Below are 24817 nucleotides of genomic sequence, written 5' to 3' on the forward strand. Positions count from 1 at the left end.
GATGACGGCTCAAAAAAACCTCGTCGTCACCATGCAGGCGGTCAACAAATGGTTCGGCAAGCACCATGTGCTGCGCGATGTCTCGCTCGGGCTCGCAAGCGGCGAGCGGATCGTGTTGTGCGGGCCGTCAGGCTCCGGCAAATCGACGCTGATCCGTTGTATCAACGGGCTTGAGGGCTTTCAGGAAGGCACGCTCACCGTTTGCGGCACGACGCTCAACGGCACGCAGGAACGGCTTGCAGAGGTGCGCCGGCACACCGGCATGGTGTTCCAGAACTTCAATCTGTTTCCGCATCTCTCCATCATGGACAATCTCACGCTCGGCGCGATCTATGCGCGCGGCGAGCCGGAAGATGCAGCAACCGAGCGCGCCAAGGCGCTGCTTGAGCGCGTCCAGCTCACCTCGCAGACGTGGAAATATCCCGGCCAGCTTTCCGGCGGCCAACGCCAGCGCGTGGCGATCGCCCGTGCCCTCATGCTGGAGCCGGAAGTGATGCTCTTCGACGAGCCGACATCGGCGCTCGACCCTGAAATGGTGCACGAGGTCCTCGACGTCATGGAGGAGCTGGCCCAATCCGGCCAGTCGATGATCGTCGTCACCCACGAGATGGGCTTTGCCCGCCGCGTCTCCGATCTCGTCGTCTTCATGGATCAGGGCGAGATCGTCGAGGCCGCCCCGCCGGATACCTTTTTCTCCGCCCCCGCCACCGACCGCGCTCGCGGTTTCCTCGGCCAGATCTCCCACGCGACCTAGGACCTCAATGAACGATCCGAAAGCCGAAGCCGACCTCGTCGGCGAACACCCCTCGCCCCTTCTTCTTGCCGACGGCACGCCGAACTGGCGCAAAATCCGCGGGCTCTTCCCGGCAACGGAGAAGACCGCCTACCTCGATATCGCCCGCAAAGCGCTGCTGCCGACTTTGGCAGAAGAGGCTGCACATGAGTGGTTCGCCGACATCGCCTCATCCGATGCGGGCCGCCATTCCTTTTCCATGGACAGTGTGGAAGCGACGCGCCAGCAGGTTGCCGCAACCTTCGGCGCGGCTCCAGAGACGATCGCTCTCGTCAAAAACACCTCCGAGGCGATCAATATCGTGGCCCAGGGCTTCGACTGGCGCGACGGCGACAATGTCGTCATCTCCGAGGCTGAACACGAGAACAACACCTTCCCGTGGCGCCCACTCGCCCATCGCGGGATCGAGGTGCGCGTCGTCCCCACCGATCCCTCAGGGATGGTCACGACGGAAGCGCTCGCAGGCGCCATCGACGCACGCACCCGCATCCTTTCGATCGCCTGGGTCGCCTACGGCCTCGGACAGCGCGCCGATCTCGACGTCTTGTCGGCACTCTGCCGGGCGCAAGACATCCTCTTCGTCGTCGATGCAATCCAGGGGCTCGGCGTCCTTGAGCGACGGCTCGACGATTTCGGCGCCGATGTCGTCGCCGCTGGCGGTCACAAGGCGCAGATGAGCGTCACCGGTGCCGGGCTCATGTATGTCGCGCCGCGGGCGCTCAACCGTTTCCAGCCGCCCTTCGCTGCGAAATACTCCTTCGACACGCTCGACCGCACGGTCGCCGATCCGGTCTATGCGCCGGACGCGCACCGTTTCGAATATGGCAATCCGAACTTTCTCGGTCTCGCCATTCAGCGTCGTTCGGCGGAATTCATCGCCGCCATCGGGCTCCATGCGATCGAAGAGCGGGTGCACGCGCTCACCGATCTTGTCATCGAGGGGGCCGACCGCATCGGTGTCAAAGTGCGCACGCCCCGGCCCTGGCATGAACGCGCCGGGATCGTCAGTCTCGATCTTGGCGGCGTTTCCGCCGACGCGCTGGAAGCCGAACTTGCCGAGGAAGGCATCCGGGTTGCAGCGAAAGACGGGCATCTGCGTGCGGCCGCGCATTTTTACAACAACGAGGAGGACGTCGCGCGCCTGTTCGACCGCCTCCAACACCATTTGAGCAAAGCCAGACAATGACCTCTGCGACCTCTGCGACCTCTGCGATCGAGATCGACCTCGTTTCAGACACCTCCACCCGCCCGAGCCGTGACATGCTCGCCCGGATGATGGCAGCCGAAACGGGCGACGAGCAGCGCGGCGAGGACCCGACGGTTCTTCGGCTTTGCGAACAGATCGCCGGTCTTCTCGGCATGGAAGACGCGCTCTTTCTGCCGTCTGGGACGATGTGCAACCAGATCGCCTTCCTCGTTCATTGTCGGCCGGGTGATGAGATCATCGCCGCCGAAAATGCCCATGTCTTCGGTTCCGAGGGGGCTGGCGCCTCCGCGCTTGCGGGCGCGCAGTTTCACACCATCGCGACACCGAGCGGCATCTTCGACGCGGCCGCGGTCGCCGCGCATATTCGGGCGCCTCGTATGCGCCGTCCCCGCAGCCGGGTGATCTCAGTCGAGCAGACGACAAACCGAGGCGGCGGAGCGATCTGGCCGGTCGAAGAACTTGCCGCCATCGTCGCGCTCGCCCGCGAGCACTCTCTTGCGGCCCATATGGACGGCGCGCGCCTCTTCAATGCCGTCGTCGCCGCCAAGACGCCCGCAAAGATCTTCACCGCAGGCTTCGACAGCGCCTGGGTCGACCTTTCCAAGGGTCTCGGCTGCCCGGTGGGCGGCGTGCTTGCCGGCTCAAAGGACTTCATCGCCGAAGCCTGGCATTGGAAGCACCGTCTCGGCGGCGCCATGCGCCAGTCAGGGATCCTGGCTGGCGCCGGCCTTTACGCGCTGGACCACAATGTCGAACGCCTCGCCGAAGACCATGCCAATGCCCGCCTCTTTGCCGACATCGTGCGCGGCCTCGATGGAGTGACCGTCTCCCCGGAGAATGTCGTCACCAATATCCTGTTTCTGGAGCTCGATGAGCGGCTCGAGGCCGCCGCCATCGCGACGGCACTGAAAGAGCATGGGGTCCGCATCGGCGTCGAAGGTCCGCGCCGCATGCGCGTCGTCACGCATCTCGACGTGACACGCGACGGCGTCGAGCGCGCCGGCAGGGCTTTTGCGGAGACCGTGCAGACGATGCTCGGCTGAGCGCCAGCGGCGCTCAGAACCCGCTTTTCGGGCAGTAATTCTCCTGGAAATGCGCGAAAGCCTGCCGGATCTCCTCTTCGCTCGCAGCGACATAGCCGAAGCGGTTGCCGTCGAACGCCTCGCAGGCATGGCCCTTCTGCGGCTCGCAGCGCTCCACATCAGCACCGACAACATCGATCGAGATCATTCCGGACGGCGTCGGGTTCTCATCATGGCGTATCTCAAGATCGCGCGCGCCGGAAAAATCGTACTTCATCGTCACGACCGTGCCGTTGCCGCGTATCTTGAGGTCGTAGCGGCAGGCTGTGACCTTCTTGAGCTCGTAATCGAGCGACATCGTGTAGGTCTTGTCGGCGCCAAAAGAGCGTGAGTATTCGAAGCGCCAGACGCCTTCCTTGGTCGTCGGCGTGACGGTGCGCACGGCCTCGTCTTCGTCGACGACGCGCTTCATCTCGCCGCCCGGCCGCACGCCGGCCAGCAGGAACTCCACCGTCGCCTCCGCTGACTGGGCTTGCGCGGTGTCGCTGAAGCCTGCAATCGCCAGCATGGCGCAAACCAGATGCGCGCCCCGCCGGCGAACCGGGCTCAATCGAAGATTATGCGTAGGCATGACGCCTCCATCGTTGACGGGAAGCGGGAGCCGATCCGCTTCGCTGCGGATCCGTTTGCAAAGTGACGGGCCGGGCTGCGCTTGCCGCATGTGTTTGTCCCATGAGGGATAACACGGCCACGCGTGGCATTCAGTCGGTCTTAGCGTCGCCCTTCAAACCGGGGCCCACTCATTTCGAAGACGCCGCGATTTAGTCGGCTCATCAGGGGCGATGAGCGTGGGGGAAACGAAAGCGGGGGCCAGCCCTCCGTGATGAGGCCGGCGTCGGCGCGGGTTATGTCAAGACAGGGCGTCTGTGGGGGCAACACCGCTCGTCTCGACGAACCAACCCGCGCCAACCTCTTCAAGAACATCGGAGAGGTCTGGAAAGACACCCCTCCGACACCTTCACCGGACCGTCATTCAGGCGCGAAGCGCTGAGCAGATCTTGGCGATGCGGCTTGCTGCTTCCATCAGCCTGGCATCATCGACAGCAAAGCTCAGCCGCACATAACCCGGTGCGCCAAAGGCTGTGCCCGGCACCATCGCCACCTCACCCTCTTCCAGGATGACGCGGGTGAAATCGGCATCATCCTCGATCTTCGTGCCGGCAGCCGAGGTTTTGCCGAGGAAATCATGGCAGCCGGCGAGGATATAAAACGCACCCTCCGGCGCCTCGCAGGTGAGGCCGGCTTCAACCAGTTTCGGCAGAACGAGATCGCGGCGCCGACGATAGACGGCGCGGTGGCTCTCGAGATGATCTTGCGGGCCTTCGAGCGCCGCGAGCGCTCCGGCCTGGCTGATCGAAGAGGCGCAGGAGGTGCTTTGCGATTGCAGCTTGCGCACTTCACGCATCACCTCGGCCGGCCCACCGCCATAGCCGAGCCGCCAACCGGTCATGCAATAGGCCTTGGAGACACCGTTGACGGCGACCGTGCGCTCCAGGAGCCGAGGCTCAACCGCCGCGATGGAGTGGAACGAGGTCTCTCCAAAGACGACATGCTCGTAGATGTCGTCGCTCAAAATGCCGACTTGCGGATGTTCCAGAAGGACGTCAGCGAGCGCGCGCAAATCGGCCTCGCCATAAACCGCACCGGTCGGGTTGCAGGGCGAATTGATGACGAGCCAGCGTGTCTTCTCGGTGATCGCGGCCTTGAGCGTTGCGGCAGATAGCTTGAAGCCGTCCTCGGCCCGACACTCCACGACGACGGGCGTGCCTTCTGCTATCCGCACCATGTCGGGATAGGAGACCCAATGCGGCGCCGGGATGATGACCTCGTCACCTGCATCGAGCGTGGCCAGAAGCACGTTGAAGATTACCTGCTTGGCGCCGGTCCCGACAACGATCTGATTGGCCGCGAAGTCGAGCCCGTTCTCATCCTTGAACTTGCGGATGACGGCAGCCTTCAGCTCCGGCGTGCCGTCGACATTGGTGTAGCGCGTCTTGCCGGCGCTCATCGCCTCGCTGGCTGCGCGGATGACATGCTCGGGCGTATCGAAATCCGGCTCGCCCACCGACAGGTTGATGATGTCACGGCCGGCCGCCTTGAGCTCACGCGCACGGGCGGAGGCGGCGCTGCTCGCCGAAGGCAGAACAGCTGCCATACGAGAAGAAATCTTGTTCATGAACTCTCTCTGGATGCTTGAGGAGGGAGCGACGCACGCACGGTTAGCTTGCGTCCTGCTCGCGCTTTTTTTGCTGTCTGCGTGCGAAGATCGGATAGGCGATCGTCAAAACGATCAGCGCCATGATCGCGTAGGAGAGTGGGCTGGTGAAAAAGATCATCCAGTCGCCACCGGAAATCTGCAGGGAACGGCGGAGATTGGTTTCGAGGATCGGCCCGAGCACCAGCGCGATGACGAGCGGGGCGCCGGGAATGCGCCAGCGTTCCATGAAATAGCCGAGCACGCCGAAGCCGAGCACGAGCCAGACATCGAAGAGGCTGTTGCGCAGCGCGTAGGAGCCAATGACGCTGAAGACGATGATCGTCGGTCCGAGCACGGCACTCGGCACTTTGACGACGCGAGCCACCCAGGGCGCCGCAAACAAGCCCAACGCTGCAAAGGCAAGGTTCGCCAGGAAGAGCGAGAAGATCAACGTATAGACGATCTCCGCGTGATCGGTGAAAAGCCGCGGCCCCGGCACGAGACCATGGATGGTCAGCCCGCCGATGAAGACCGCGGTGACCGCATTGCCCGGAATGCCGAGGGTCAGCGCCGGCACGAGCGAGCCGCCGGTCACGGCGTTGTTGGCTGCCTCAGGCGCCGCAACACCCTCGATCTCACCCTTGCCGAAGGCTTCCGGCGTCTTGGAGCGCCGGCGCGCCTCGTCGTAGCTGATGAAGGCGGCGACGCTGGTGCCTGCTCCCGGCAGAATGCCGATCGCGGAGCCGATGAGGGACGATTTGAAGAGCGTGCGTCCGCAACGTCTGATGACCGACCAGGCTGGCAGCGTCCGGCCCTTCGTCTTGATCATGTTGCCGGCGCCGATATCGGCCTCGCCCGTGCATAGCGAGATCGCCTGCGAGACGGAGAAGATGCCAATCAGGGCCGGAAGCAGCGGCACGCCTTCGAAGAGTTCGTCCTGGCCGAAGGTGAGCCGCGGATATCCGGTGAAAAGATCGAAGCCGACCGTCGCCAGCAACAGCCCCAAAGCGGCACTGATGAAGGCTTTCGTGGGATTGCCACCCGAGACGCCGAGAATCGAGATCATCCCGAAGATCGTCAGATAGACGTATTCCTGCGGCCCGAAGAGGAGCGCCAGACGCGACAATGGCGGTGCCACGAAGAGGAGGACGCAGACGGAGAATACGCCGCCGACGAGGGAGGCCACCAAGGCCATACCGATCGCCTGCGCCCCCTCCCCGCGCTGCGCCATCGGATAACCGTCGAAGGTCGTGGCGATGGAGGCGTCGGTGCCTGGCGTGCGCAAAAGAATGGCGGTGATGGAACCGCCGAAAACGGAACTCGTGTAGATCGCTCCGAGGAGCACGAGCGCATTCGCCGGGTCCATGCCGAAGGTGATGGGAATGCAGAGCGCAACGCCCATCGTGGAGGACAGCCCCGGTAACGCACCTACAAACAGCCCGACAACGGTGCCGATCGCCAGGACCAGCAGGGTCGAAGGGTCGAAAATATTGGCGGCTGCCGCGAGGATCGCTTCCATACGCTCAGTTCCGTCGGGATCAGGGATTAAAGATAAGCGGCCAGCGGACCGACCGGCGTCGGAACCGCAAGAAGCAGCGAGAAGATGACGTAGATCAGCCCGGTCATCGCAACGGCCACGGCGAGTCCCGTTAGTCGGCTCAACTCCGAGCGAAGCGCGAAGAAGACGGCAAGATAGAGAAAGGTCGCCGGGTAGAAGCCGATCCATGGCATCGCCACGGCGAAGATCGCCGTCAGGACCACCACTTCGACGAGTGGCAACCAGACGCTCTTCGGCGCTTCGTCCGTTTCAGAGCCTTCCTCTGCAACCTCGCCCGTCACCTTGCGCGGACGCAGGCTCGACACGAAGAGAACGGCACCGCCCAAAAAGAGCGCAGCACTCATCAACAAGGGAAAAAGCGCCGCGCCCCGCTTGAGGCCGTAGACGTCCCAGGCGGCGAAGGCTGCGATCGCCATGACGGCGACCGCAATCCATGTATCGCGTTTCATTGCGCCTGAAATCGCCAGAAGCTTACTGCCACGGGCTTTCGGCCCAGAGCTTCTTATAGCCCTCGTCCTGCTCCTGCATGAAGGCGCGATAATCGTCGCCCACCAGAACGTCGAGAGGCATGTTGAGCTTCTTCAGGTCAGCCTGGAAGTCCGGATCTTCGGTCACCTTCACCATCGCATCCCGCAACTTGCCGAGCGCATCCTCATCCATGCCCTTCGGTCCACCGAGGCCGCGCGAGGAGGAAGCGAGGATATTGTAGCCGAGCTCCTTGCCCGTCGGGGTGTCCGGCAAATCGGCATTGCGCTTGGAAGCCCACACGACGAGCGGCTTCAGTTGACCGTCTTCGACGAGTTCCACCTGCTCGGAGACATTGCCTTCGATGGCATCGATATGGCCGCCCATAAGCGCGGCTTTGGCTTCGGCATCGCCGTTGAAGGCAACCATATTGAATTCGACGTCAGCTTCACTTTCCAGCTGCAGGACCGCCAAATGATCGCCGCCGCCGACGCCCTCGTGGCTGACGGTGAGCGTCTTTTCCTTCGCCGCGGCGAGGAAGTCCTCGAGGGAGGCGTAATCGGAGGTGCCGGCCACAGCGAGCACACCCGGATCGGTCACGATGTTGGCGACATAATCGAAGGTGTCGAGGTTGAAGGTCACGTCAGGACGCACGATCGGGCTCGTCAGAATGCCGGAATTGATCCAGCCGATCGTATAACCGTCGGGCTTGGCACTGGCGATCGCCGCAAAGCCGATCTGGCCGCCGGCGCCCGGCCGGTTCACGACAACCATCGGCTTGCCGAGATACTTCTCGCCGTATTCGGCAATGAGGCGGGCCAGGACGTCGGTGCTGCCGCCCGCGCCGTAAGGCACGATCATCTCGACAGGCTTCTCAGGGTACTCGGCGTAGGAGGGGGAGGCGAAAATGGCGAGCGAAGAGGCCGCGAGGGCCAAGGCCGCCAGACTGGACTTGAGGTGCATAAGAGTTCCTTTCCTCTTGAATATGCTCAGGGACGACCGCTTTTGCGGATCTTTTTGCGCCGGAGGAGATCTTCGATCACTTCCAGCGGGGCTTGGGAGGCGAGCGCAGCTTCCTGGTCGCGCTCGAGTTGCTCGATATCCTCGATCTCGACGAGAACCGCGTCGATGAAATCCTGCGGAATGACGACGACACCGTCGGCGTCGGCGACGAGATAATCACCCGGGCAAACGCGGGCACCAGCGCATTCCACCGGAACGTCGACATCAACGAGGACGATGGCCGGGGGGCGGGCCGAGATGCCCCGCGTGAAGACCGGGAAATCCATTTCCCGGATGAGGCTCGCATCACGCGCCAGAGAATCGGAGACGATGCCGCCGAGCCCCTGGAAGAAGGCTGCATGTGCCACGTTCTCGCCCAGGATCCAGGTGTTGGCGCATCCGGTATCAAGAACGAGAATACGCCCCTCCGGAGTGCTGCGGATGGCCGAATAGATATTCGTCTTGGCTTTGGTCGCGCCCGTCTTCGGCGCGTATTTGACGGTACGGGCGCGCCCAACCAGTCGGTTCGCCTCGCCGAGCGGGAGGACGCCGTCCATCCAGCCGCTCAGGCCGAGACGGACGAGTGCATCGGTGACCGCTCCCGACTCGACACTGCGCAGGCGCTCCAGGATTTCCACTTCGGTCCAGCTGCTTTCCGTCATTTTCGGGTTATCGCCTTTCACATCGTCAAGGGAGCGTCTTTGCTCCTCATTTTTAGCGTAATTTCATCCTGAAATAGTGTTCGGGCAGCTTGCAAATATTGTCTTCCCATGCTCCGATAACCTGTAGTTATCGGGTGCGCTCATGAACTTTCGGCAGATTGAGGTCTTTCGCGCGGTGATCGAGGCCGGCTCGATGACCGGGGCCGCAGCGGCTCTCAACATCTCGCAACCTGGCGTTACGAAGACGATCGCCGCCCTGGAAGCCTCCTGCGGCTATCCCCTGTTCACGCGCAGCGCCGGGCGCATTACGCCCACACCGGAAGCTCGTCAGTTGCATCAAACGACCGAGCGCGTGTTCGTCGGCATCGACGAGATCAAGCGCGCCTCGTCGAATATCCGCGACCGGGTGGCGGGCCATCTGGCGATCGCCTCCTTTCCCGCTCTCGCGTCCCGTTATCTGCCGAAAGTCCTGTCCAGCTTCCTGCATGAACGCGGGGGGGTGAAACTCTCACTGCAGGGGACCGCTTCACGCCAGATTATTCTCGCCGCGGCGGCGCAGCAAATTGATGTGGGTATCTCGATCCTGCAATCCGACGATGCCGCGATCGAGACGGAGCATCTCCACCGCCTGGAACGGGTCTGTGTGGTGCCGGCTGGCCATCGCCTCGCCTCGGCGGAGCGCATCCGTCTCTACGATCTGCGCAACGAGCCCTTCATCTCTCTCGACGCTTTCGATCCGGAGCGTCTCGCCATCGAAAAGATGTTTTCCGATCTCGGCGTGGGGCGCCACGACCAGATCGAAACGCGGCATTCCGACAGCGCCTGTGCCTTCGTTGCCAATGGGGTCGGGACAACCATCGTCGATCCGTTCACACCGCTCGCCTTCGGCGATGCGGTCGTTGCAAGGCCGCTCACGCCGCCGGTCTATCTCAATGTCTGGACATTGTGGCCAAGACACCGGATCCGCTCGAAGCTCGCCATCGAATTCGTCCAGACACTGCGCCGCTCGCTGCAGACGCATGCGCCCGGGAGCTTGTGAGGCGGCCGCGTCTCACATGCCGTGGCGGCGGCTGTAGGCGTTCGTCTCGGTAGGACGCCATCCATGCGGTTTGCTTGCCGGCTCGTAGACTTCGACAAGAAGCGGATGGCAGGTGGCGGCATCGCTTGAATGCTCGCTCGAACAATCGCCGCCCGGACAGGCGGAAAGCGCCCCCAGCAGATCAATCTCGGCAAAGAACTCCAGATAATCGCCCGGACGTACCGGCGTCGCCTTCATGAAATACTGCCCGGTGTCGCGCGTGAAGCCGGTGCACATGAAGACGTTGAGGACGTCGTGCACATACCGCTCCGCCTCGTCCGGAGAGATCCCGGCCGCGGCGGCGAGCGCACGGATGAGATTGGAATGGCAGCAGAAATGATAATCGCCGCCGGACAAAAGCCGGTTGGTATAAGGATCACAGCGCGTGCCGATCACGTCATGGACGGAACCGCCGAAGCGGTCGAAGCCATACCAGTCGAGCGTGTCGTCGGTGATCGTCGCCATCGGCCGCAGAAACGGCAGGCATGACCACAACCGATCGCCGGTCGACAGATGCGTGCCGTGAAGCGCGCGCGTCTTGCCCGAATAGAAGCGCTCGGCGAGATCCCCCTCATGCCAGAGGTTGAGATCACCAACCTGGGGGCCCTCCACGGAAACGATGCGAAAGAAATGTCCGGCCGGCACGCTGAATGTGCGGGCATCGCGCGGCGGCACCAGCGTTTCCGAGATTTTTGTCCAGCCGTCGCGGGCCGCGCGATAGGCCTTGAGATCGACAGGGGGCAACGTCGCCGTCGGATAGCAGATCACCGGTTCGACATCCCGGCGCGCGACGGCATCGTCCGGCGCCTCATGCTCTGGCTGCTTTAACTTCATCGCATCCTCGTCGTGAGAAGTCCCACCGTCACCCCTGCCACCGCCCAGCCGGCTTGCCAAGGCGCGCACCGATCGCAGCCTGCCATCCGGCACCTGCTCCAGAGCGGTACGCCCTTTTCCTTCAGTGACGTGGAGATAGAGCCCTCAACGGCGGTTCGACTGCTATTCTTCGGTCGCGCCGTGCTTTGAGCTGCTCGACTTATCCCCGTCGCATCCGCCGCGATTAGCTTGGAAGTCCTTCGATTTCGGCCAACCAAGGGATGGCGACGATGGACACAGAAAACCTCTCTCTTCCGACGATCCTCTCCGCACAAGCGCAGAAGCATATCACCCACAACGAAGCGCTCAGGATGCTTGATGCGCTGGTGCAACTCGCCGTCATCCGCAGGGATCTCACCGCCCCACCGGCCGATCCGATGTCGGGCGCCCGCTATATCGTAGCGGCAGGAGCTGAAGGCGTCTGGTCGGGGCACGACAGCGAAATCGCTGCGTTCCAGGACGGGGCTTGGACATTCTACACGCCGAAGCCCGGCTTCCTCGCGCTTGCCATCAGCGAGATGCTGCCGATGGTCTTCGACGGCGTTGCCTGGGTGGCACTCACCTCCGAACCACCCGACACCCTGCCCAGTCTCGGCATCAACACCGTTTCCGAGACAAACAACCGCCTCGCCGTCAAATCCGACGCCATTCTCTTCAGCCACGACGATGTGACACCGGGCAGCGGAAACATGCGCGTCGCGCTCAACAAGGCGACGACGGGGGCCGACGCCGGCTTCACCTTCCAGAGCGATTATTCGGCCCGGGCCCTCTTCGGTCTTTTGGGCTCAGACGATTTCACTCTCAAAGTCTCATCTGACGGGTCTACCTATCACACCGGCCTCGTCCTCGATCGCGAAAGCGGCGCCGTCACCATGCCGGCGAATGTCCGTTTCAGCGCCTATCTGAGCTACGGGCAGAATTATGCGGCGGGTGCCTGGCGGGACATGCTCTTCAACAATTTCCGCCACAACGATCAGCTCGCCGCCATCATCGCGAGCAACGTCCTGACCTTCACGGCTCCGAGCGACGGGATTTATCTCTTCGGGCTCGCAGGCACGTTCGAGGCCGGTGCGGGCACGCCCTCGAAGCTGCAAGTCGGTCTCTCCGTCAACGGCGCACCACCGACCGGCGACACGATCGGCACGACGGGCGACGCTGCCTTCGTCTCCGGAGAAACCCAGGTGCAGGCGAGCGCGCTCCTCAAGCTTGCGGCCGGCGATACGGTCAACCCGAAGATTTGTCCCACCGGTGCGGCGGGACGTATCCTCGCCAACGAGAATTTCTTCTGGGGGACGCGACTTCCCTAAACCGCCACGCAGCACAGAAAAACTCATTGGTGTGGGTGATCGCTTTACCCGCGACACGATGTCTTGTCTGCGCGCCGGCTGAGTGTACGATCACACAAATGACACACTCTGCCTCATCCGCGCTGGCCCACCCCGTTACCGATGGCGTCGGGGCCGGCTTTGCGAGCCTCCTCAGATCCTGGCGCGAGGCAGGAGATGCGCGTGCGCCAATCGTCATGGGCATCGTCAATGTGACGCCCGATTCCTTCTCCGACGGCGGGCATTTCTTTCGCACCGAAGCGGCGATCGAGCACGGGCTTAGACTTCATGACGAAGGCGCGGCGATCCTCGACGTGGGCGGAGAATCAACACGCGCCAATGCCGAACCGGTGGCGGCCGACGAAGAGATCCGACGCATCCTTCCCGTCATCGAGGCGCTGACGGCAAACGGCATCCTCGTTTCGGTCGACACCATGAAGGCCGAGGTCGCCAGGGCCGCGATTTCGGCGGGCGCGCAAATCCTCAACGATGTGCGCGGCCTCCTGGGTGATCCGGAGATGGCCGAGGTTGCCGCACGCACCGGTGCCGGCGTCATTGCCATGCACAATCAAGGTATCTTCGGCTCAGCGAAGCCAATGGAGTTCGACCCGGTGGCGGGCTGCATCGCCTTCTTCCGGCGCGCATTGGAGGTGGCACACGAGGCCGGTGTCGCCGAAGACCGGCTCGTTCTCGATCCCGGATTCGGCTTCGGCAAGTCGCCAGAGCAGAACCTGCAGATTCTTGCGCGATTCGGAGAATTGGGAGCGCTCGGCCTGCCGCTCCTCGCCGGGACATCGCGAAAATCCTTTATCGCCAAAGTCGCGGGGGCCGACGACACCGAGCGCCTTGCCGGAACGCTCGCCACCAATGTCGTAGCAGCCTTGGCGGGTGCTGCGATCGTGCGCGTCCATGACGTTGCGGAACATGTGGCGGCGATGCGCATCGCCGCCGCCATTCGTGGCGCCGGCACCAGCGGCTAGGATCGACCTAGCCGACGGCGGCCAGCCTCTCCCGCTTCTCCCGCCAGGCGGCGATCCGCTCCACGGCCCCGCGCAAGGTTTCCTCGCGCTTGGCGAAGCAGAAGCGGATATGCGAGCGCATATCGCCTTTGCCGTAGAAGGCGGAGAGCGGCACGGCCGTCACACCCGCCTCAAAAGTCATCGCCCGGCAGAAGGCGACATCGTCGGGCTCCGCCTCGCCGGTTGCCGCAATGGCGAAATAAGTCGCCTCGACATCTTCCACCGCAAGGCCCGCCGCACGCAGACCGCCGACCAAGAGATCGCGGCGCCCCTCAAGCTCGGCGCGCAGCCCGCCGAAATAGGCATCCGGCAGATTGAGCCCAAAAGCAACGGCCGCCTGCAGCGCCGGCGGCGTAGTGAATGTCACGAATTGATGCGCCCGCATGATCGGCTTCAACAGCGCCTCGCAGGCGGTGATGTAGCCGACCTTCCAGCCGGTGACCGAGAAGGTTTTGCCGGCGGAGCCGATACGCACCACCCGGTCGCGGACCTCCGGCAGGGCAAAGAGGGTGCGGTGCTGCCTGCCATCGAAGACGAGGTGCTCATAAACCTCGTCGCAGATCGCCACGAGATCGTGCTTCAGCATGAGATCGGCGAGGAAGCGCAGCTCTTCTTCGCGGAGAATCCGACCGATCGGGTTCCACGGCGTGTTGAGAATGAAGGCCCGCGTCTTCGGCGTGATCGCGGCTTCAAGACGCTCAAACGGCAGGCCCCAGTCCGGCGGGGCGACGCGCACCGGCACAGGCACCGCACCGGCACGGCGGATGATCGGCTGGTAGCTGTCATAGGCGGGCTCGAAGACGATCACCTCGTCGCCCGGCTCCAAGAGCCCGAAAAATGCGTCCGCCAGCGCCTCGGTCGCGCCCGAGGTGACGAGCACTTCCTTTTCCCAGTCGACGCTGAGGCCGAGAAAGCGTCTGGCATTCTCGGCCACCGCCTGGCGCAGAGCCGGCAGGCCGGCCATCGGTGGGTATTGGTGCGGCCCGGAGCGCAGGGCGGCAATTGCGGCCTCGACCACCTCCTCCGGCTCCAGCCCTTCCGGGAATCCCTGCCCGAGATTGATGGCGCCGGCCTCGGCGGCCATGCGCGACATGGTTTCGAAAATGGTGGTATCGAGCGCACCGAAGATGGAATTTGCCATTGATTGTCCGCCTGGCTGCGAAAGAGGATGCGGCGGGATGCCCACCGGCAGCGCATCGCTCCTTCTAATTGCCTGAGGCTGATCAAGAAAGAGCATCCACGCCGCACTTTTGGCGCGAGGAGATGCACGCCTCACGCGTAGAAGCTGATCCCCTCCGAGGCCGGGATGCGCCCCTCAGCCGCAGAAATCTGCGCTCCTGGCATTGAACAAAAGCCCGCCCCGACCGTTCGTCTCCCGTATCATTCGAAGGGCAACGCCCGACACCCGTGGAGAAGCATTCATGAAAATCAAACTCGCCGCCATGTCCTCTGCCGCCGTCTTGCTGGCGACTGGCCTCGCGTTTGCGCAAGGCGCCTGGGTCGAGGTCGAAGACGACGACATGGCCGTCAACATCCCGGTCGATCCCCCGACCTATACGGTCGGCGATCTCGACGACATGGAGATCGTGGGCCAGGACGGAGAGGAAATCGGCGAGGTGAATGAGATTCTCGCCTCCGGCGATGGCTCCTCGATGGCGGTCGTCACGGATGTCGGCGGCTTTCTCGGAATGGGCGAACGCAATGTCGTCATCCCTCTCACCGATGCCCGCATCCACAACGACCAGATCATCATCAATATGACGAAGGACCAGATCGAGTCCCTCGACGAATGGGCGAAATAGGCCTGCGATAGGCAACGATCCGGCTCCGCGGCGGCGATGTGTTCGCCGCGGAGCAAAATGCCAACTTATCTCCTTCGAAGCGTGAGCTGACGGGAAAGCGGGCATATGTCTTGGCGAAGGCCGCGCCCAAGCAAATTTCGGGTACCCTCGTGCGGCGGCCGGCTGTAAGCAGCGCGCAGCAATGCTCGACGCCACTCCCCTTTTGCGCATCTATGCGCGCCACCGTCTTTCCCATCTTTCGCGGCAACACCCGGACGAGGTCCAGAGCCGGCAATTGCTCGCGCTCACACGCCACGCCCGAGAGACGCGTTTCGGGCGGGCCCACGGCTTCGACGAGATCCGGTCGGTTGAGGATTTTCAAGCGGGTGTGCCCCTCCGCCGCTATGAGGATTTCTGGACGGAATACTGGCAGACGGCTTTTCCCGTTCTCAAAGGCCTGACCTGGCCAGACCAGATCGCAAACCTTGCCGTGACGTCCGGAACGTCGACGGGGCGCGTCAAATATATCCCAATCAGCCACCAGATGGCGCGCTCCAACAACCGCGCGGCTGTCGATCTTCTTGTCCACCACGTCGCGCACCGGCCGCAAAGCCGCGTCATGGCCGGCAAGAACTTCGTGCTCGGAGGGACGACGGCCCTCAAAGACCATGGCAGCGGTGTCGTGAGCGGCGATCTCTCCGGCATCGCCCGCCTCGAAGTGCCGCCGCTCCTGGCAAGTTTCGTCTTTCCGGATCCGGAGCTGGCGCGCGAAACCGATTGGGCGCGCAAGGCCGGCGCGATGGCGCGCGCTTCACTGTCTGAGCCGATCCGCAGTATCGCCAGCATCCCGAGCTGGATGCTGCTCTTCTTCGAGGAGCTCGCAAAAATCACCGGCAAGAGGCGGCTCGTCGACATCTATCCGGGCCTTGAACTCGTCAGCCATGGCGGCGTCGATTTTGCGCCTTACCGGGAAGCCTTTGCCGAATGGATGGAGGGCAGCCATGCGGAGCTGCGCGAGGTCTATCCGGCAAGCGAAGGGTTTATCGCGCTTGCCGACGAAGGACCGGAGGATGGTCTCCGCCTCTTCCTCGACAACGGCCTCTTCTTCGAGTTCGTGCCGGTAGAGGAGCTTGGACGCGCCGCCCCCACACGGCACTGGATCGCAAACGCCGAGATCGGGCGCAATTACGCGCTCGTTCTTTCCAACAATGCGGGGCTTTGGGCCTATGTCCTCGGCGATACGGTGCGCCTCGTCTCGCTCGATCCGCCACGCATCAAGGTCACGGGGCGCATCTCCGAATATCTGTCGGCCTTCGGCGAGCATTTGACGCCCGAGGAGATTGCCAAGGCGCTCCTCGGCGCCGCGGCCAATGCCGGTTTGCAGATCGCCGATTATTCCGTCGGTCCAGTGTTTCCCTCGAGCGACACTGCTTCGCGCGGCCGCCATGTCTACGTCATCGAATTCCGCGGCCGACAGCCCTCAGAGGATGAACTCGAGAGCTTTGCGGCCGAGTTCGATTACACGCTCATCCTGAACAACGACGATTACGATTCACACCGCCAGGGTGGTTTCGGCATGGACGCGCCGGAGGTGATCGCGGTCGCGCCTGGCACCTTCGCGGAATGGATGCGCCGCCGCGGCAGGCTCGGCGGCCAGAACAAGGTGCCGCGCATCATCAACGATCCGGAAATCCTCACGAGCCTCGTCGGCCTCGCCCGCGAGAGCAAGGTTGCGCATCGACGCTGAGGAGCTTGCAGGTCCGCCGAACGGGAACCACTGCGGCGCTCGTCCATTCATGGCGAGCCGGGCATTCATTGCGAACCAGCCTCCCCCAAAGCGAGCCGGGCGTCCGTTGCGCTCCGGCGATGGTCGCGCGCGCCCGCAATCCAGGTCATTGTCGATGAAGCTTTTCTCCTGCCCCGTGTGTTCTCAGATCCTCTTCTTCGAGAACACGATCTGCGAGCGTTGCCGTTCCACGCTCGGCTACGAACCTTATTCCAACGCCATGTTGGCGCTCGAAGATCGCGGGGACGATTTCGAGGCGGTCGGGGACGGCGCTCCTGAGGGACACTGGCGATATTGCGCCAACGCCACTTTTGGCGTCTGCAACTGGCTGATTCCGGCCGACAGCGGCGAGACCTTTTGCGCGGCCTGCCGCCACAATCTCACCGTTCCGGATCTATCGAGGCCCGAAAACCTCGCCTTGTGGCGGCGCATGGAGGCAGCCAAGCATCGCATGATCTATACGGCGATGCGGCTTCGCCTGCCGCGTCTGACACGCAGCGAACATCGAGAAGGCCTCGGCTTTGCCTTCCTCGCCGACGCGCCACATGCCGGGAGCCGGGTGATAACCGGCCACGACAATGGCGAGATCACCATCGCGCTCGCCGAGGCGGACGATGCCGAGCGCGAACGCAGGCGCATCGCCATGGGCGAGCCCTATCGCACGCTTCTCGGCCATTTCCGTCACGAGGTCGGGCACTGGTACTGGGACCGGCTGGTGCGCGAGGGCGGCGGGCTCGAGGTCTGCCGCGCGATCTTCGGCGACGACCGCACCGATTACGGAGAGGCCCTCAAGGCACATTACGCGAGCGGACCGCGCCGCGGCTGGCGAGACGAATTCGTTTCCGCCTATGCCGGCGCCCATCCTTGGGAGGATTTCGCCGAGACCTGGGCGCATTATTTCCATCTCGTCGACACGGTCGAGACCGCACACAATTGGGGCATCTCGACCGCACCTGCCGTCGACCGCGACGGGCATCTGACGGTCACGGTCGATCTCGACGTCTTCGCCGACGATGTCGGCATCGGTGCGATCATGAAAGCCGGCCATGCCGTCACCGCGGCGCTCAACGCCTTCAACCGGGCGATGGGCCTGCAGGATCTCTACCCGTTCGTGCTGTCACCCGCCGTCATCGGCAAGCTCGGCTTCATCCACGATCTCGTGCATGGCCGGATTGGGGACGGTGCTCGCGGAACATCATGGTTATCAGAGCGTTAACCGGAGATCTGCATATCTTGAGTCAAGATCGCGACATGAGTCGCGCATTCTTCAGAAAGTGATTCAAGAGCCGCCGCTAGGTTCCGTAAGGCACCCAGATATTTTTCACCTGCGTCGCATGGACGAGATAGTCGCGTCCCTGCCCCTCAGCGGCATCGCGCCAGTCGATCCGGCGCCCGTCGACAGACCAGATCACCTTGAGATTGCCAGCGGCCTCGCGCTCGAAATCGGCAAATCCGTCAGGGCCGGCGAAATGCCAGCACGCGGCGACATCAACATGCCGGCCAAGTGTTGCCGAAAGCTCAAGAGGATCGCCGGTGACGACATTGACGACACCTGCCGGCAGGTCGCTCGCCCCAAGGACCTGCGAAAAATCCAGCGCCGCGAGCGGTGCGGCCGCGGAGGGAACGACGACGACGCGGTTGCCCATGGCGATTGCCGGCGCCACCAGCGAGACGAGCCCCAAGAGCGGCGCCTGCGGCGGACACAGAACGGCCATCACGCCGACCGGTTCATGGATTGCGATCGTCAGATGGCGCGCCAGCGTGGAATGCACCGCGCCGTCAAATTTATCGGCCCAAGCCGCGTAATAGGCGATGCGCGCAACCGAAAGCGCGACCTCTTCGGCAGCGGCCTCGGCGCTTACTTCCGTCATGGCGCAAAGCCTTGCCGCAAATTCGGTGCTGCGGGCCTCCACCCTCTCAGCGAGGCGACGGAGCGCCTGCGCCCGCTGATGACCGCTCGTCGACGCCCAGCCCCCGCACTTGCCCGCAGCTTCGACAGCGCTGTTGATATCCTTGGTTTTGGGAGCGACGGACAGATCGGTCTTGGGCAAATCGGCGGGGACACGCCCCCTCGGCCATGCCGGTTTTAAATAGCCCAAAAACCCTTCGCGACCGCCATCACGACCGAAGCCGCTTTCCTTGACGCCACCGACACCGACGGCCGCATCGAAAAAGTTCGTTCCATTCACCCAGACGATGGACGTCTGAAGCTTCGTTGCCATCTCGAGCGCCAGGCCGGCATTCTCGGAGAAGATCGTCGCGGCGCGGCCATAGCGGGAATGGTTGGCGAGTTTCAGCGCCTCGTCCGGCGTGCGGAAGGTGGTGGAGCGGATGATCGGGCCTGCGATCTCCGCCTCCGCCACGCCCATGGCCGGTGCCACATCGCTCACGAGCGTCGGCGGAAAAAAGCGACCTTCTCCCGGGATGTCGGCGTCCGCCTGCCAGACCTCCGCCCCCTCGGCGCCCGCCATCGCCACCAGCCCGGTGAGACGGGTGAGATCGGCATCGTCAGCGAGCGGTCCGCAATCGGTCGATGTCTCCAGCGGATCACCGAGTTGCAGCTTCGCCATGCGCCGCTTCAGCTTTGTGTGAAGCCGTTCGGCCACGCCCTCCTGGACGAGAAGCCGCATGCCGGCACAGCAGCTTTGCCCCTCGCTCAGAAAACTCCCGTCGACGAGGCTTTCCACCGCCGCATCGAGATCGGCATCCGCGAAAACGAGGAAGGGTGTCGTCGTACCAAGGTCCAGGGCGAGCTCCTTGCCGGTGCCGGCCAGCGTCTTGCGGATCTCGCGACCGCGCGCCACCGGCCCGGTGAAACCGATCCGCGCGATATTCTCGTGGGCAACCAATGCCGCGCCCGCCGCCTCACCCGTGACGATGTTGACGACACCGCTCGGAAGTCCGGCCTCTGCCACGACCTCGGCGAGGGCGAGCGCGGAGAGCGGCGCACGCTCAGGCGGGACAACGACGAGGCTGTTTCCGGCGGCGAGTGCCGACGCGATTTTTCCCGCAAGCACCGAGAGCCCGCCCGCGCGAGCGCTGATCGCGCCACAGACCCCGAGCGGGCGATAGCCAGCAAACTCGCTTTCGACGAGTTCCGCCCATCCCGCAGCATGGTTGAAATGCTGGATCGCGAGCGGCAGATCGATATCGCGGCTGTCGCGGAGCGGCCGTCCCGTCTCGAGCGAGATGAGCACAGCAAAGAAGCTCGCCCGCTTCTCAAGACCTCGCGCCAGGGCATAGAGATGACGGGCGCGGCGATGACCGGGCAGCGCCGACCAGGTCTCGAAGGCGTTTTTCGCAGCCTCGACCGCCGCCTCAATTTCCGCCGCTCCTCCGGCCTCCACCTGCGCCAGCACCTCGCCCATCGCGGGATTGCGCACGGGCAGGCGCTCGCTGTCCGTGGCTGCGCGAAAGCCGCCGTCGACAAACTGCCCGAACCCGCTTTCGTGGCGAGCGAGCCAGTCGCGCACGGCCGCATCGCTCTGGCGCGCAGGGCCGTAATCCATCGTCTCCAGGATGTCGGTCACCGCTGCCATCCTCGTCTCCTCATCCCACCGCATGACGCACCGCAGATGAAGGGCGCCCGGTGATGAATTGTTCGATCTGCCGTTCGATGTCGCCAAGCAGCGAACTTGCGCCGATACGAAAGAGATCGCGTTCCAGCCAGTCCCGGCCGAGCTCTTCCTTCATCAGGATCTGCCAGGCGAGCGCGTCCTTCGCCGTCTTCAGCCCACCCGCCGGCTTGAAGCCGATTTTCACCCCCGTTCGATCGAGATAATCGCGGATCGCCCGCACCATGACGAGCGAGACCGGCAGGGTGGCGTTCACATCCTCCTTGCCGGTGGATGTCTTGATGAAATCGGCCCCGGCCATCATCGCCACCATGGAGGCGCTGTAGACATTCTGAAACGTCTTCAGATCGCCGGTCGCCAGGATCGCCTTCATATGGGCGGCGCCGCAGGCTTCGCGCATCGCCGCCACCTCGTCATAGAGGGCCTGCCAGTCCTGCGCGAAGACATGGGCGCGGGTGATCACGATATCGATCTCGCTCGCCCCCTGCGAGACGGCGTAGCGGATTTCCTCCAGTCGGAGCGGCAGCGGCATCAGACCGGCCGGAAAGCCCGTGGCGACGGATGCGACAGGAATGCCGGAGCCGTCCAACGCCTTCACGGCCGGGCCGACCATGGTCGGATAAACACAGACGGCAGCGACGGTCGGCATGTCGGCAAGCCCGAGCGCATCGACGAGATCGCTCCGCGACGGCCGCCGCGCCTTGGCGCAGAGACGGCGCACACGCGCCGGCGTGTCGTCCCCCGCCAACGTGGTGAGATCGATCGCCATCAGCGCCTTCAAAAGCCAGGCCGCCCGCCATTCCTTTTTCAGCCCCCGACGCCCCGCCAGCGTACCGGCTCGCCGCTCCACGGCCGAGGCATTGATGCGCATCTCCTCGAACCAGTCTTTCTTGAGCGGCATGCCCGGATTGCGCGCATGATCCCACGTCGGCGCGATCCCTTCGGAGCCGCCCGCTGCGGGTACGCGCCCAATGGCGAAAGGGGCGCCGAACGGAAAGACGCGCTCTTCAGACATTTCTCGCTCCCGGTTTCGCAAACGCGGCCGCTTTGCGTGCCCACATAAGGCGGATCGGAGCTGCGCCGAGCCTCCATCGGCCCTCGCCAGCCTCGATCATTCTCGGCCGACCTTAGCGGCGCGTATAGCTGACGGGAACGGTAAAGGTCATGGAGCTCCGCCCGAACTCGGGCGGGATGCGCGGAAAGGGTGAGGCCCGATTGACCATGGCGACGGCCGCCCGGTCGAGCGCGGCATCGCCAGAAGAGCCCGTGAGGCGCACACCGCCGGCCGCACCCGAGGCGGAGATCGTGAAGCGCACGGTCACCGTTCCATCGCCGCGCCCGCCGGAAGGATAGCGTTTGTAGCGCGCCAGATGGGCATAGATGCGGCTGTTGTAGGTCGCCATCGCGCGTCGGCTCGGCCCCTGCGCCTGACTGCCGCCGCCACCGGCACGTGCTCCGGCGCTCGGCGCCGGACGGCTGCGGGCGGCGTCCCGGCGCGCGGCCTCCTGGCTTTCGGCACGACGGCGGGCTGCCGCTTCGGCACGCTCACGTTCGCGCCGTTCGGCGGCTTCTCTCTCGGCCTGCTTTTCGGCGCGGTAGGCTTCCAGCACCTCCTGCGGCACGCTGTCGGGCCGCGCCTGCGGCATTGCCACCTCAGGCTGAGGCGAGAGGGCGGTCATCTCCGTCACCTCTTCCACCGACTGCAGCACCTCTTCGACCGGCTCCACCTCTTCGGCCGGTCGCGCGTTCGCGACCTCGTCGGGCTCGCTCGGCAACGCCCTCTCCGGCGGCACCTGTTCCACGGCTTCCGGTTCAGGCGGCTCGGCCGTTACCTCATCTTGAGGCTGCGGCGCCTCTTCGGGGGCGACCTCCTCCAGCGTTTCTGGTGCAACGGTTTCGGCGACCTCCGTCTCCTCCACGGGATCGAGCGCCTCACCCGTTTCGACAACGTCGCTCGGGCTTTCGGCCTCGTTGGCGCTCACATCGCTCATCATCTGGAAGAAATCCGCCTCGGCAATACCGGAGACCGCTTGAGGCTGGCCGGCACCGCCATCGAGCGCAGAATCTGGCAAGGCGGTGAACGTGACCAAGGCCGCCGCATGCAATACGACGGCGACGACAGCGGCAACGATCCAGGCAACCCGGTCCTTCGTCACCGGGCGCTCCCTCGCACGGTCATCAGCTCCACTTTCGCGATCCCGGCAGCAGTCAGATCGTCGAAGACGGGCTTCAACCGCTCCATCCTCACGCCGCGATCGAGCACGAGCGGGATTTTCCCGGCACCGGGCTCAGCAGCCTTGAGGCGCTGGCGCAGAGCATCGCCCGTCAGCTGCTCACCGTCGAAATAGGTGTTGCCGTCGGCATCGACAAAAACGGCATTGGCCGGGATGGAGGGGGCTGGTTGGGCCGCCGCCTTGACGTATTCCACCGGCGCCGAGGGTGCCGGCATCAGCGTGCCGGCGAGCAGGAAGAAGATCAGAAGCAGAAAGACGACATTGATGAGCGGAACGAGATCATCGCCCGGCACGGATTTGCGTGGTTGAGTGAGCCGCATTGCCGCCCCGCTCAATGGACCAGAAGAACCGGGCCGATCGCCGCCCGGCGCGCCGCGTCGACGGCCGAAACGATGTCCTGCGCGACGGCACCGGAGGAGGCACGCACGATCACCCGCGCCTCGTCGTCACCACCTTTTTCATTCAGCCGCTCGCCAAGAGCTGCAAGCTCTACCGGCACGCCGTCGACAGCATAAAAGCCATCCTCGCGCACGGAGATCAGGACATTGCGCATCGGCGCCGCCTGGCGCGACGCGGCGCCCGTTTCGCGCGCCAGGGTGACATCGACGGAGCCGAAGCGCGCGAAGGTCGAGGCCAACATGAAGAAGAGTAGCAGCAGGAAGACGACGTCGATCAAAGGCGTCATGCTCATGGCGCGATGGCGCGGCGCGCGGGCGCTAATGTGCATGGACAGGCTCCGTCAGGTGCGCGGAGAGCGCCTCTTCCTCACCCGCCCGTTCGCCCAGATGGAGGCGCGCCTCGGCCGTCGTCATAACGGAGGTGGCGAGATTCTCGATCGCCTGCCGTTCCCGATCGATGCGTCCCTCGAACCAATGGAGGGCAAGGTTGCACGGAATGGCGACGGCAAGGCCGACAGCCGTCGTCAGAAGCGCCACCCAGATGCCGCCGGCGAGCATCGCCGGATCGACGTTGGAGCCAGCTCCCTGCAACGTCTGAAAGGCCTCGATCATGCCGAGAATGGTGCCGAATAGACCGAGAAGCGGCGCCACCTGCGCAATCGCTTCAAGCCCGCGCAGATGCCGGCGCAGGCGATAAAGCTCCTCGTTCGCCACCCGCTCCACCTCTTCGCGCAGGACGGAGGGCGCAACCCGCTTCATCGACAAGGCCATGGCCGTTGCGACCACCGTCGCCGTCGGTCCCTTGAGGTCCCGCACTTTGGCAAGCGCCTCGCGCCGCTCGCCCTGCCGCCAATCGCGCACGGCACCCGCGACGCGACCACGTCGGCCGCCGGCCAACGGCAGAATGTCGAAGAGCTTGCGAATGATGATGGCGAGCGCCACGATCGACAGAACGATCAGGATCGCCACAACCGGACCGCCGAGATCGAGGAAGCCGAGCGCGCGGTCGAAGTCGAAACCCAGAATATGATGCCCGCCGGCGCCCGTCATGTCCGGCGGCAGGGCGCTTTCGGGCGCGCCCATCGGCGCCGTCGCTGTCCCGGGATCGGCTCCGAACGCATCCGGGCTCGCGCCATCCGGAGCTCCTGAACCAGCCGGAGGCTCGGCGCCGTCGGCAGTGCGCATCGCGTCGGAGGGCGCAACGTCAGGGGTCGCCTGAGCAAGGCGCGTGGGGGCTTCGAAATTTGCGGAATTCGTCATCGCGTTCACTGTGTTACCTCCGCCCCGCCTGTGGCCGCCTTGCCTTGATCGGAAACGGTCAGGATCAAATCGGCATCGGTGCGGCTCGACGGCACGAGTTTGGTGAGGCAAGTGGCCGGTTTAAGCCCCTCCCCCTTACAACCGACCACGTCGTTGATCAGCACTGAGCCGACATCACTGCATTGCGTGTCGGCGAGATCATATTGAGAAACGCGGATCTTGCCGGGGATAAGCGGCTGCGATTTCAGGACAAGAAAGCGCATGGCGCCTCCGTCCGGATCGAAGAGCACGGTTTCCAGTTCGAGCTGGTCGATCGTCACGTCGAGCCGGTTGGTGAAGACGAGCGACAGGCGGCAGGTCGCCTCCATCTGCTGCAACCGGTTGAGCTCGACCTCGATCTCGCCGTCTGCGGCAGAAGCCGAACCGGCGAGCCCGAAAGAGATGAGAGCCACACCAAGAGCCACCCTCGTTCCCGACCATCTGGTTTTCGACACCGGCAATTCTCCAAGAACGTCTCGCAGG

The 24817-nt window shown here is 64.1% G+C and carries 24 protein-coding genes; 9 read left to right on the forward strand and 15 right to left on the reverse strand.

Annotation, left to right across the window (positions count from 1 at the left end; all coding sequences use genetic code 11):
- Position 1 precedes the first annotated feature (1 nt).
- The 3 genes from J2R99_RS00605 to J2R99_RS00615 are packed head-to-tail and all read left to right on the forward strand — an operon-like array spanning position 2 to position 3043.
- A complete protein-coding gene (locus J2R99_RS00605) occupies positions 2 to 754 on the forward strand; it encodes an amino acid ABC transporter ATP-binding protein (RefSeq protein WP_307152582.1) in 753 nt (250 codons plus the stop codon).
- Between the two features lie 7 nt (positions 755 to 761).
- Positions 762 to 1979: an aminotransferase class V-fold PLP-dependent enzyme gene (locus J2R99_RS00610; protein ID WP_307152583.1), complete on the forward strand. Its 1218-nt coding sequence runs from the start codon at positions 762 to 764 to the stop codon at positions 1977 to 1979.
- Positions 1976 to 3043 carry a threonine aldolase family protein gene (locus tag J2R99_RS00615; RefSeq protein ID WP_307152584.1) on the forward strand — a complete coding sequence of 356 codons (1068 nt, stop codon included), beginning with the start codon at positions 1976 to 1978 and terminating at the stop codon, positions 3041 to 3043. Before J2R99_RS00610 ends, J2R99_RS00615 begins: the two co-directional genes overlap by 4 nt.
- Positions 3044 to 3056: 13 nt before the next feature.
- On the opposite strand, the gene J2R99_RS00620 is transcribed toward J2R99_RS00615, so the two are convergent.
- From J2R99_RS00620 to J2R99_RS00645, 6 genes are all read right to left on the reverse strand, one after another.
- Positions 3057 to 3653 (reverse strand): hypothetical protein, encoded by a 597-nt coding sequence (locus tag J2R99_RS00620; RefSeq protein WP_307152585.1) that lies wholly within the window; start codon positions 3651 to 3653, stop codon positions 3057 to 3059.
- A gap of 402 nt (positions 3654 to 4055) precedes the next feature.
- Complete coding sequence (locus tag J2R99_RS00625) at positions 4056 to 5258, reverse strand: pyridoxal phosphate-dependent aminotransferase (RefSeq protein WP_307152586.1); 1203 nt, start codon at positions 5256 to 5258, stop codon at positions 4056 to 4058.
- A gap of 43 nt (positions 5259 to 5301) precedes the next feature.
- Positions 5302 to 6798 carry a tripartite tricarboxylate transporter permease gene (locus J2R99_RS00630; protein WP_307152587.1) on the reverse strand — a complete coding sequence of 499 codons (1497 nt, stop codon included), beginning with the start codon at positions 6796 to 6798 and terminating at the stop codon, positions 5302 to 5304.
- A gap of 26 nt (positions 6799 to 6824) precedes the next feature.
- Positions 6825 to 7286, reverse strand: a complete 462-nt coding sequence (locus J2R99_RS00635) for a tripartite tricarboxylate transporter TctB family protein (protein WP_307152588.1) — start codon at positions 7284 to 7286, stop codon at positions 6825 to 6827.
- Between the two features lie 22 nt (positions 7287 to 7308).
- Positions 7309 to 8265 carry a tripartite tricarboxylate transporter substrate binding protein gene (locus tag J2R99_RS00640; RefSeq protein WP_307152589.1) on the reverse strand — a complete coding sequence of 319 codons (957 nt, stop codon included), beginning with the start codon at positions 8263 to 8265 and terminating at the stop codon, positions 7309 to 7311.
- A 26-nt stretch (positions 8266 to 8291) separates the two neighbouring features.
- Positions 8292 to 8966 (reverse strand): RraA family protein, encoded by a 675-nt coding sequence (locus J2R99_RS00645; RefSeq protein ID WP_307152590.1) that lies wholly within the window; start codon positions 8964 to 8966, stop codon positions 8292 to 8294.
- Positions 8967 to 9108: 142 nt separating this feature from the next.
- Between J2R99_RS00645 and J2R99_RS00650 the strand changes: the two genes are divergently transcribed.
- The gene (locus tag J2R99_RS00650; RefSeq protein ID WP_307152591.1) at positions 9109 to 10005 is read left to right on the forward strand and encodes a LysR substrate-binding domain-containing protein; all 897 of its coding nucleotides are present in this window, start codon (positions 9109 to 9111) and stop codon (positions 10003 to 10005) included.
- 12 nt (positions 10006 to 10017) lie between these two features.
- Here J2R99_RS00650 and J2R99_RS00655 read toward each other — a convergent pair whose 3' ends face one another.
- On the reverse strand, positions 10018 to 10878 hold the full coding sequence (locus J2R99_RS00655; RefSeq protein ID WP_307152592.1) for an urea carboxylase-associated family protein: 861 nt from the start codon (positions 10876 to 10878) through the stop codon (positions 10018 to 10020).
- A 269-nt stretch (positions 10879 to 11147) separates the two neighbouring features.
- Between J2R99_RS00655 and J2R99_RS00660 the strand changes: the two genes are divergently transcribed.
- Positions 11148 to 12224: a DUF2793 domain-containing protein gene (locus J2R99_RS00660; RefSeq protein WP_307152593.1), complete on the forward strand. Its 1077-nt coding sequence runs from the start codon at positions 11148 to 11150 to the stop codon at positions 12222 to 12224.
- Between the two features lie 98 nt (positions 12225 to 12322).
- Positions 12323 to 13222, forward strand: a complete 900-nt coding sequence (folP, locus tag J2R99_RS00665) for a dihydropteroate synthase (RefSeq protein WP_307152594.1) — start codon at positions 12323 to 12325, stop codon at positions 13220 to 13222.
- Positions 13223 to 13229: 7 nt separating this feature from the next.
- Here folP and J2R99_RS00670 read toward each other — a convergent pair whose 3' ends face one another.
- Positions 13230 to 14402: an aminotransferase gene (locus J2R99_RS00670; RefSeq protein WP_307152595.1), complete on the reverse strand. Its 1173-nt coding sequence runs from the start codon at positions 14400 to 14402 to the stop codon at positions 13230 to 13232.
- A 280-nt stretch (positions 14403 to 14682) separates the two neighbouring features.
- Here J2R99_RS00670 and J2R99_RS00675 point away from each other — a divergent pair, with 280 nt between their 5' ends.
- The 3 genes from J2R99_RS00675 (at position 14683) to J2R99_RS00685 (ending at position 18044) form a co-directional block, all read left to right on the forward strand.
- A complete protein-coding gene (locus J2R99_RS00675; RefSeq protein WP_307152596.1) occupies positions 14683 to 15063 on the forward strand; it encodes a PRC-barrel domain-containing protein in 381 nt (126 codons plus the stop codon).
- A gap of 181 nt (positions 15064 to 15244) precedes the next feature.
- Positions 15245 to 16789, forward strand: coding sequence for a GH3 family acyl-acid amido synthetase (locus J2R99_RS00680; RefSeq protein ID WP_307152597.1), 1545 nt, complete (start codon positions 15245 to 15247; stop codon positions 16787 to 16789).
- A 154-nt stretch (positions 16790 to 16943) separates the two neighbouring features.
- Positions 16944 to 18044 (forward strand): zinc-binding metallopeptidase family protein, encoded by a 1101-nt coding sequence (locus tag J2R99_RS00685; RefSeq protein WP_307152598.1) that lies wholly within the window; start codon positions 16944 to 16946, stop codon positions 18042 to 18044.
- 76 nt (positions 18045 to 18120) lie between these two features.
- On the opposite strand, the gene J2R99_RS00690 is transcribed toward J2R99_RS00685, so the two are convergent.
- The 7 genes from J2R99_RS00690 to J2R99_RS00720 form a co-directional block, all read right to left on the reverse strand.
- A complete protein-coding gene (locus tag J2R99_RS00690; RefSeq protein ID WP_307152599.1) occupies positions 18121 to 20367 on the reverse strand; it encodes an aldehyde dehydrogenase family protein in 2247 nt (748 codons plus the stop codon).
- 10 nt (positions 20368 to 20377) lie between these two features.
- Entirely contained in the window at positions 20378 to 21304 is a 927-nt protein-coding gene (gene deoC, locus J2R99_RS00695; protein WP_307154101.1) for a deoxyribose-phosphate aldolase, read from the reverse strand.
- A gap of 226 nt (positions 21305 to 21530) precedes the next feature.
- Positions 21531 to 22559, reverse strand: a complete 1029-nt coding sequence (locus J2R99_RS00700; RefSeq protein ID WP_307152600.1) for an energy transducer TonB family protein — start codon at positions 22557 to 22559, stop codon at positions 21531 to 21533.
- Positions 22556 to 22957, reverse strand: coding sequence for an ExbD/TolR family protein (locus J2R99_RS00705; RefSeq protein WP_307152601.1), 402 nt, complete (start codon positions 22955 to 22957; stop codon positions 22556 to 22558). The genes J2R99_RS00700 and J2R99_RS00705 overlap by 4 nt, the downstream gene beginning before the upstream one ends.
- 11 nt (positions 22958 to 22968) lie before the next feature.
- Complete coding sequence (locus tag J2R99_RS00710) at positions 22969 to 23364, reverse strand: ExbD/TolR family protein (protein ID WP_307152602.1); 396 nt, start codon at positions 23362 to 23364, stop codon at positions 22969 to 22971.
- The gene (locus J2R99_RS00715) at positions 23354 to 24295 is read right to left on the reverse strand and encodes a MotA/TolQ/ExbB proton channel family protein (RefSeq protein ID WP_307154102.1); all 942 of its coding nucleotides are present in this window, start codon (positions 24293 to 24295) and stop codon (positions 23354 to 23356) included. The genes J2R99_RS00710 and J2R99_RS00715 overlap by 11 nt, the downstream gene beginning before the upstream one ends.
- A gap of 5 nt (positions 24296 to 24300) precedes the next feature.
- Entirely contained in the window at positions 24301 to 24789 is a 489-nt protein-coding gene (locus J2R99_RS00720) for a hypothetical protein (RefSeq protein ID WP_307152603.1), read from the reverse strand.
- Positions 24790 to 24817: the final 28 nt, after the last annotated feature.

This window comes from Rhodopseudomonas julia (assembly GCF_030813515.1).
GTDB lineage: Bacteria > Pseudomonadota > Alphaproteobacteria > Rhizobiales > Afifellaceae > Afifella > Afifella julia.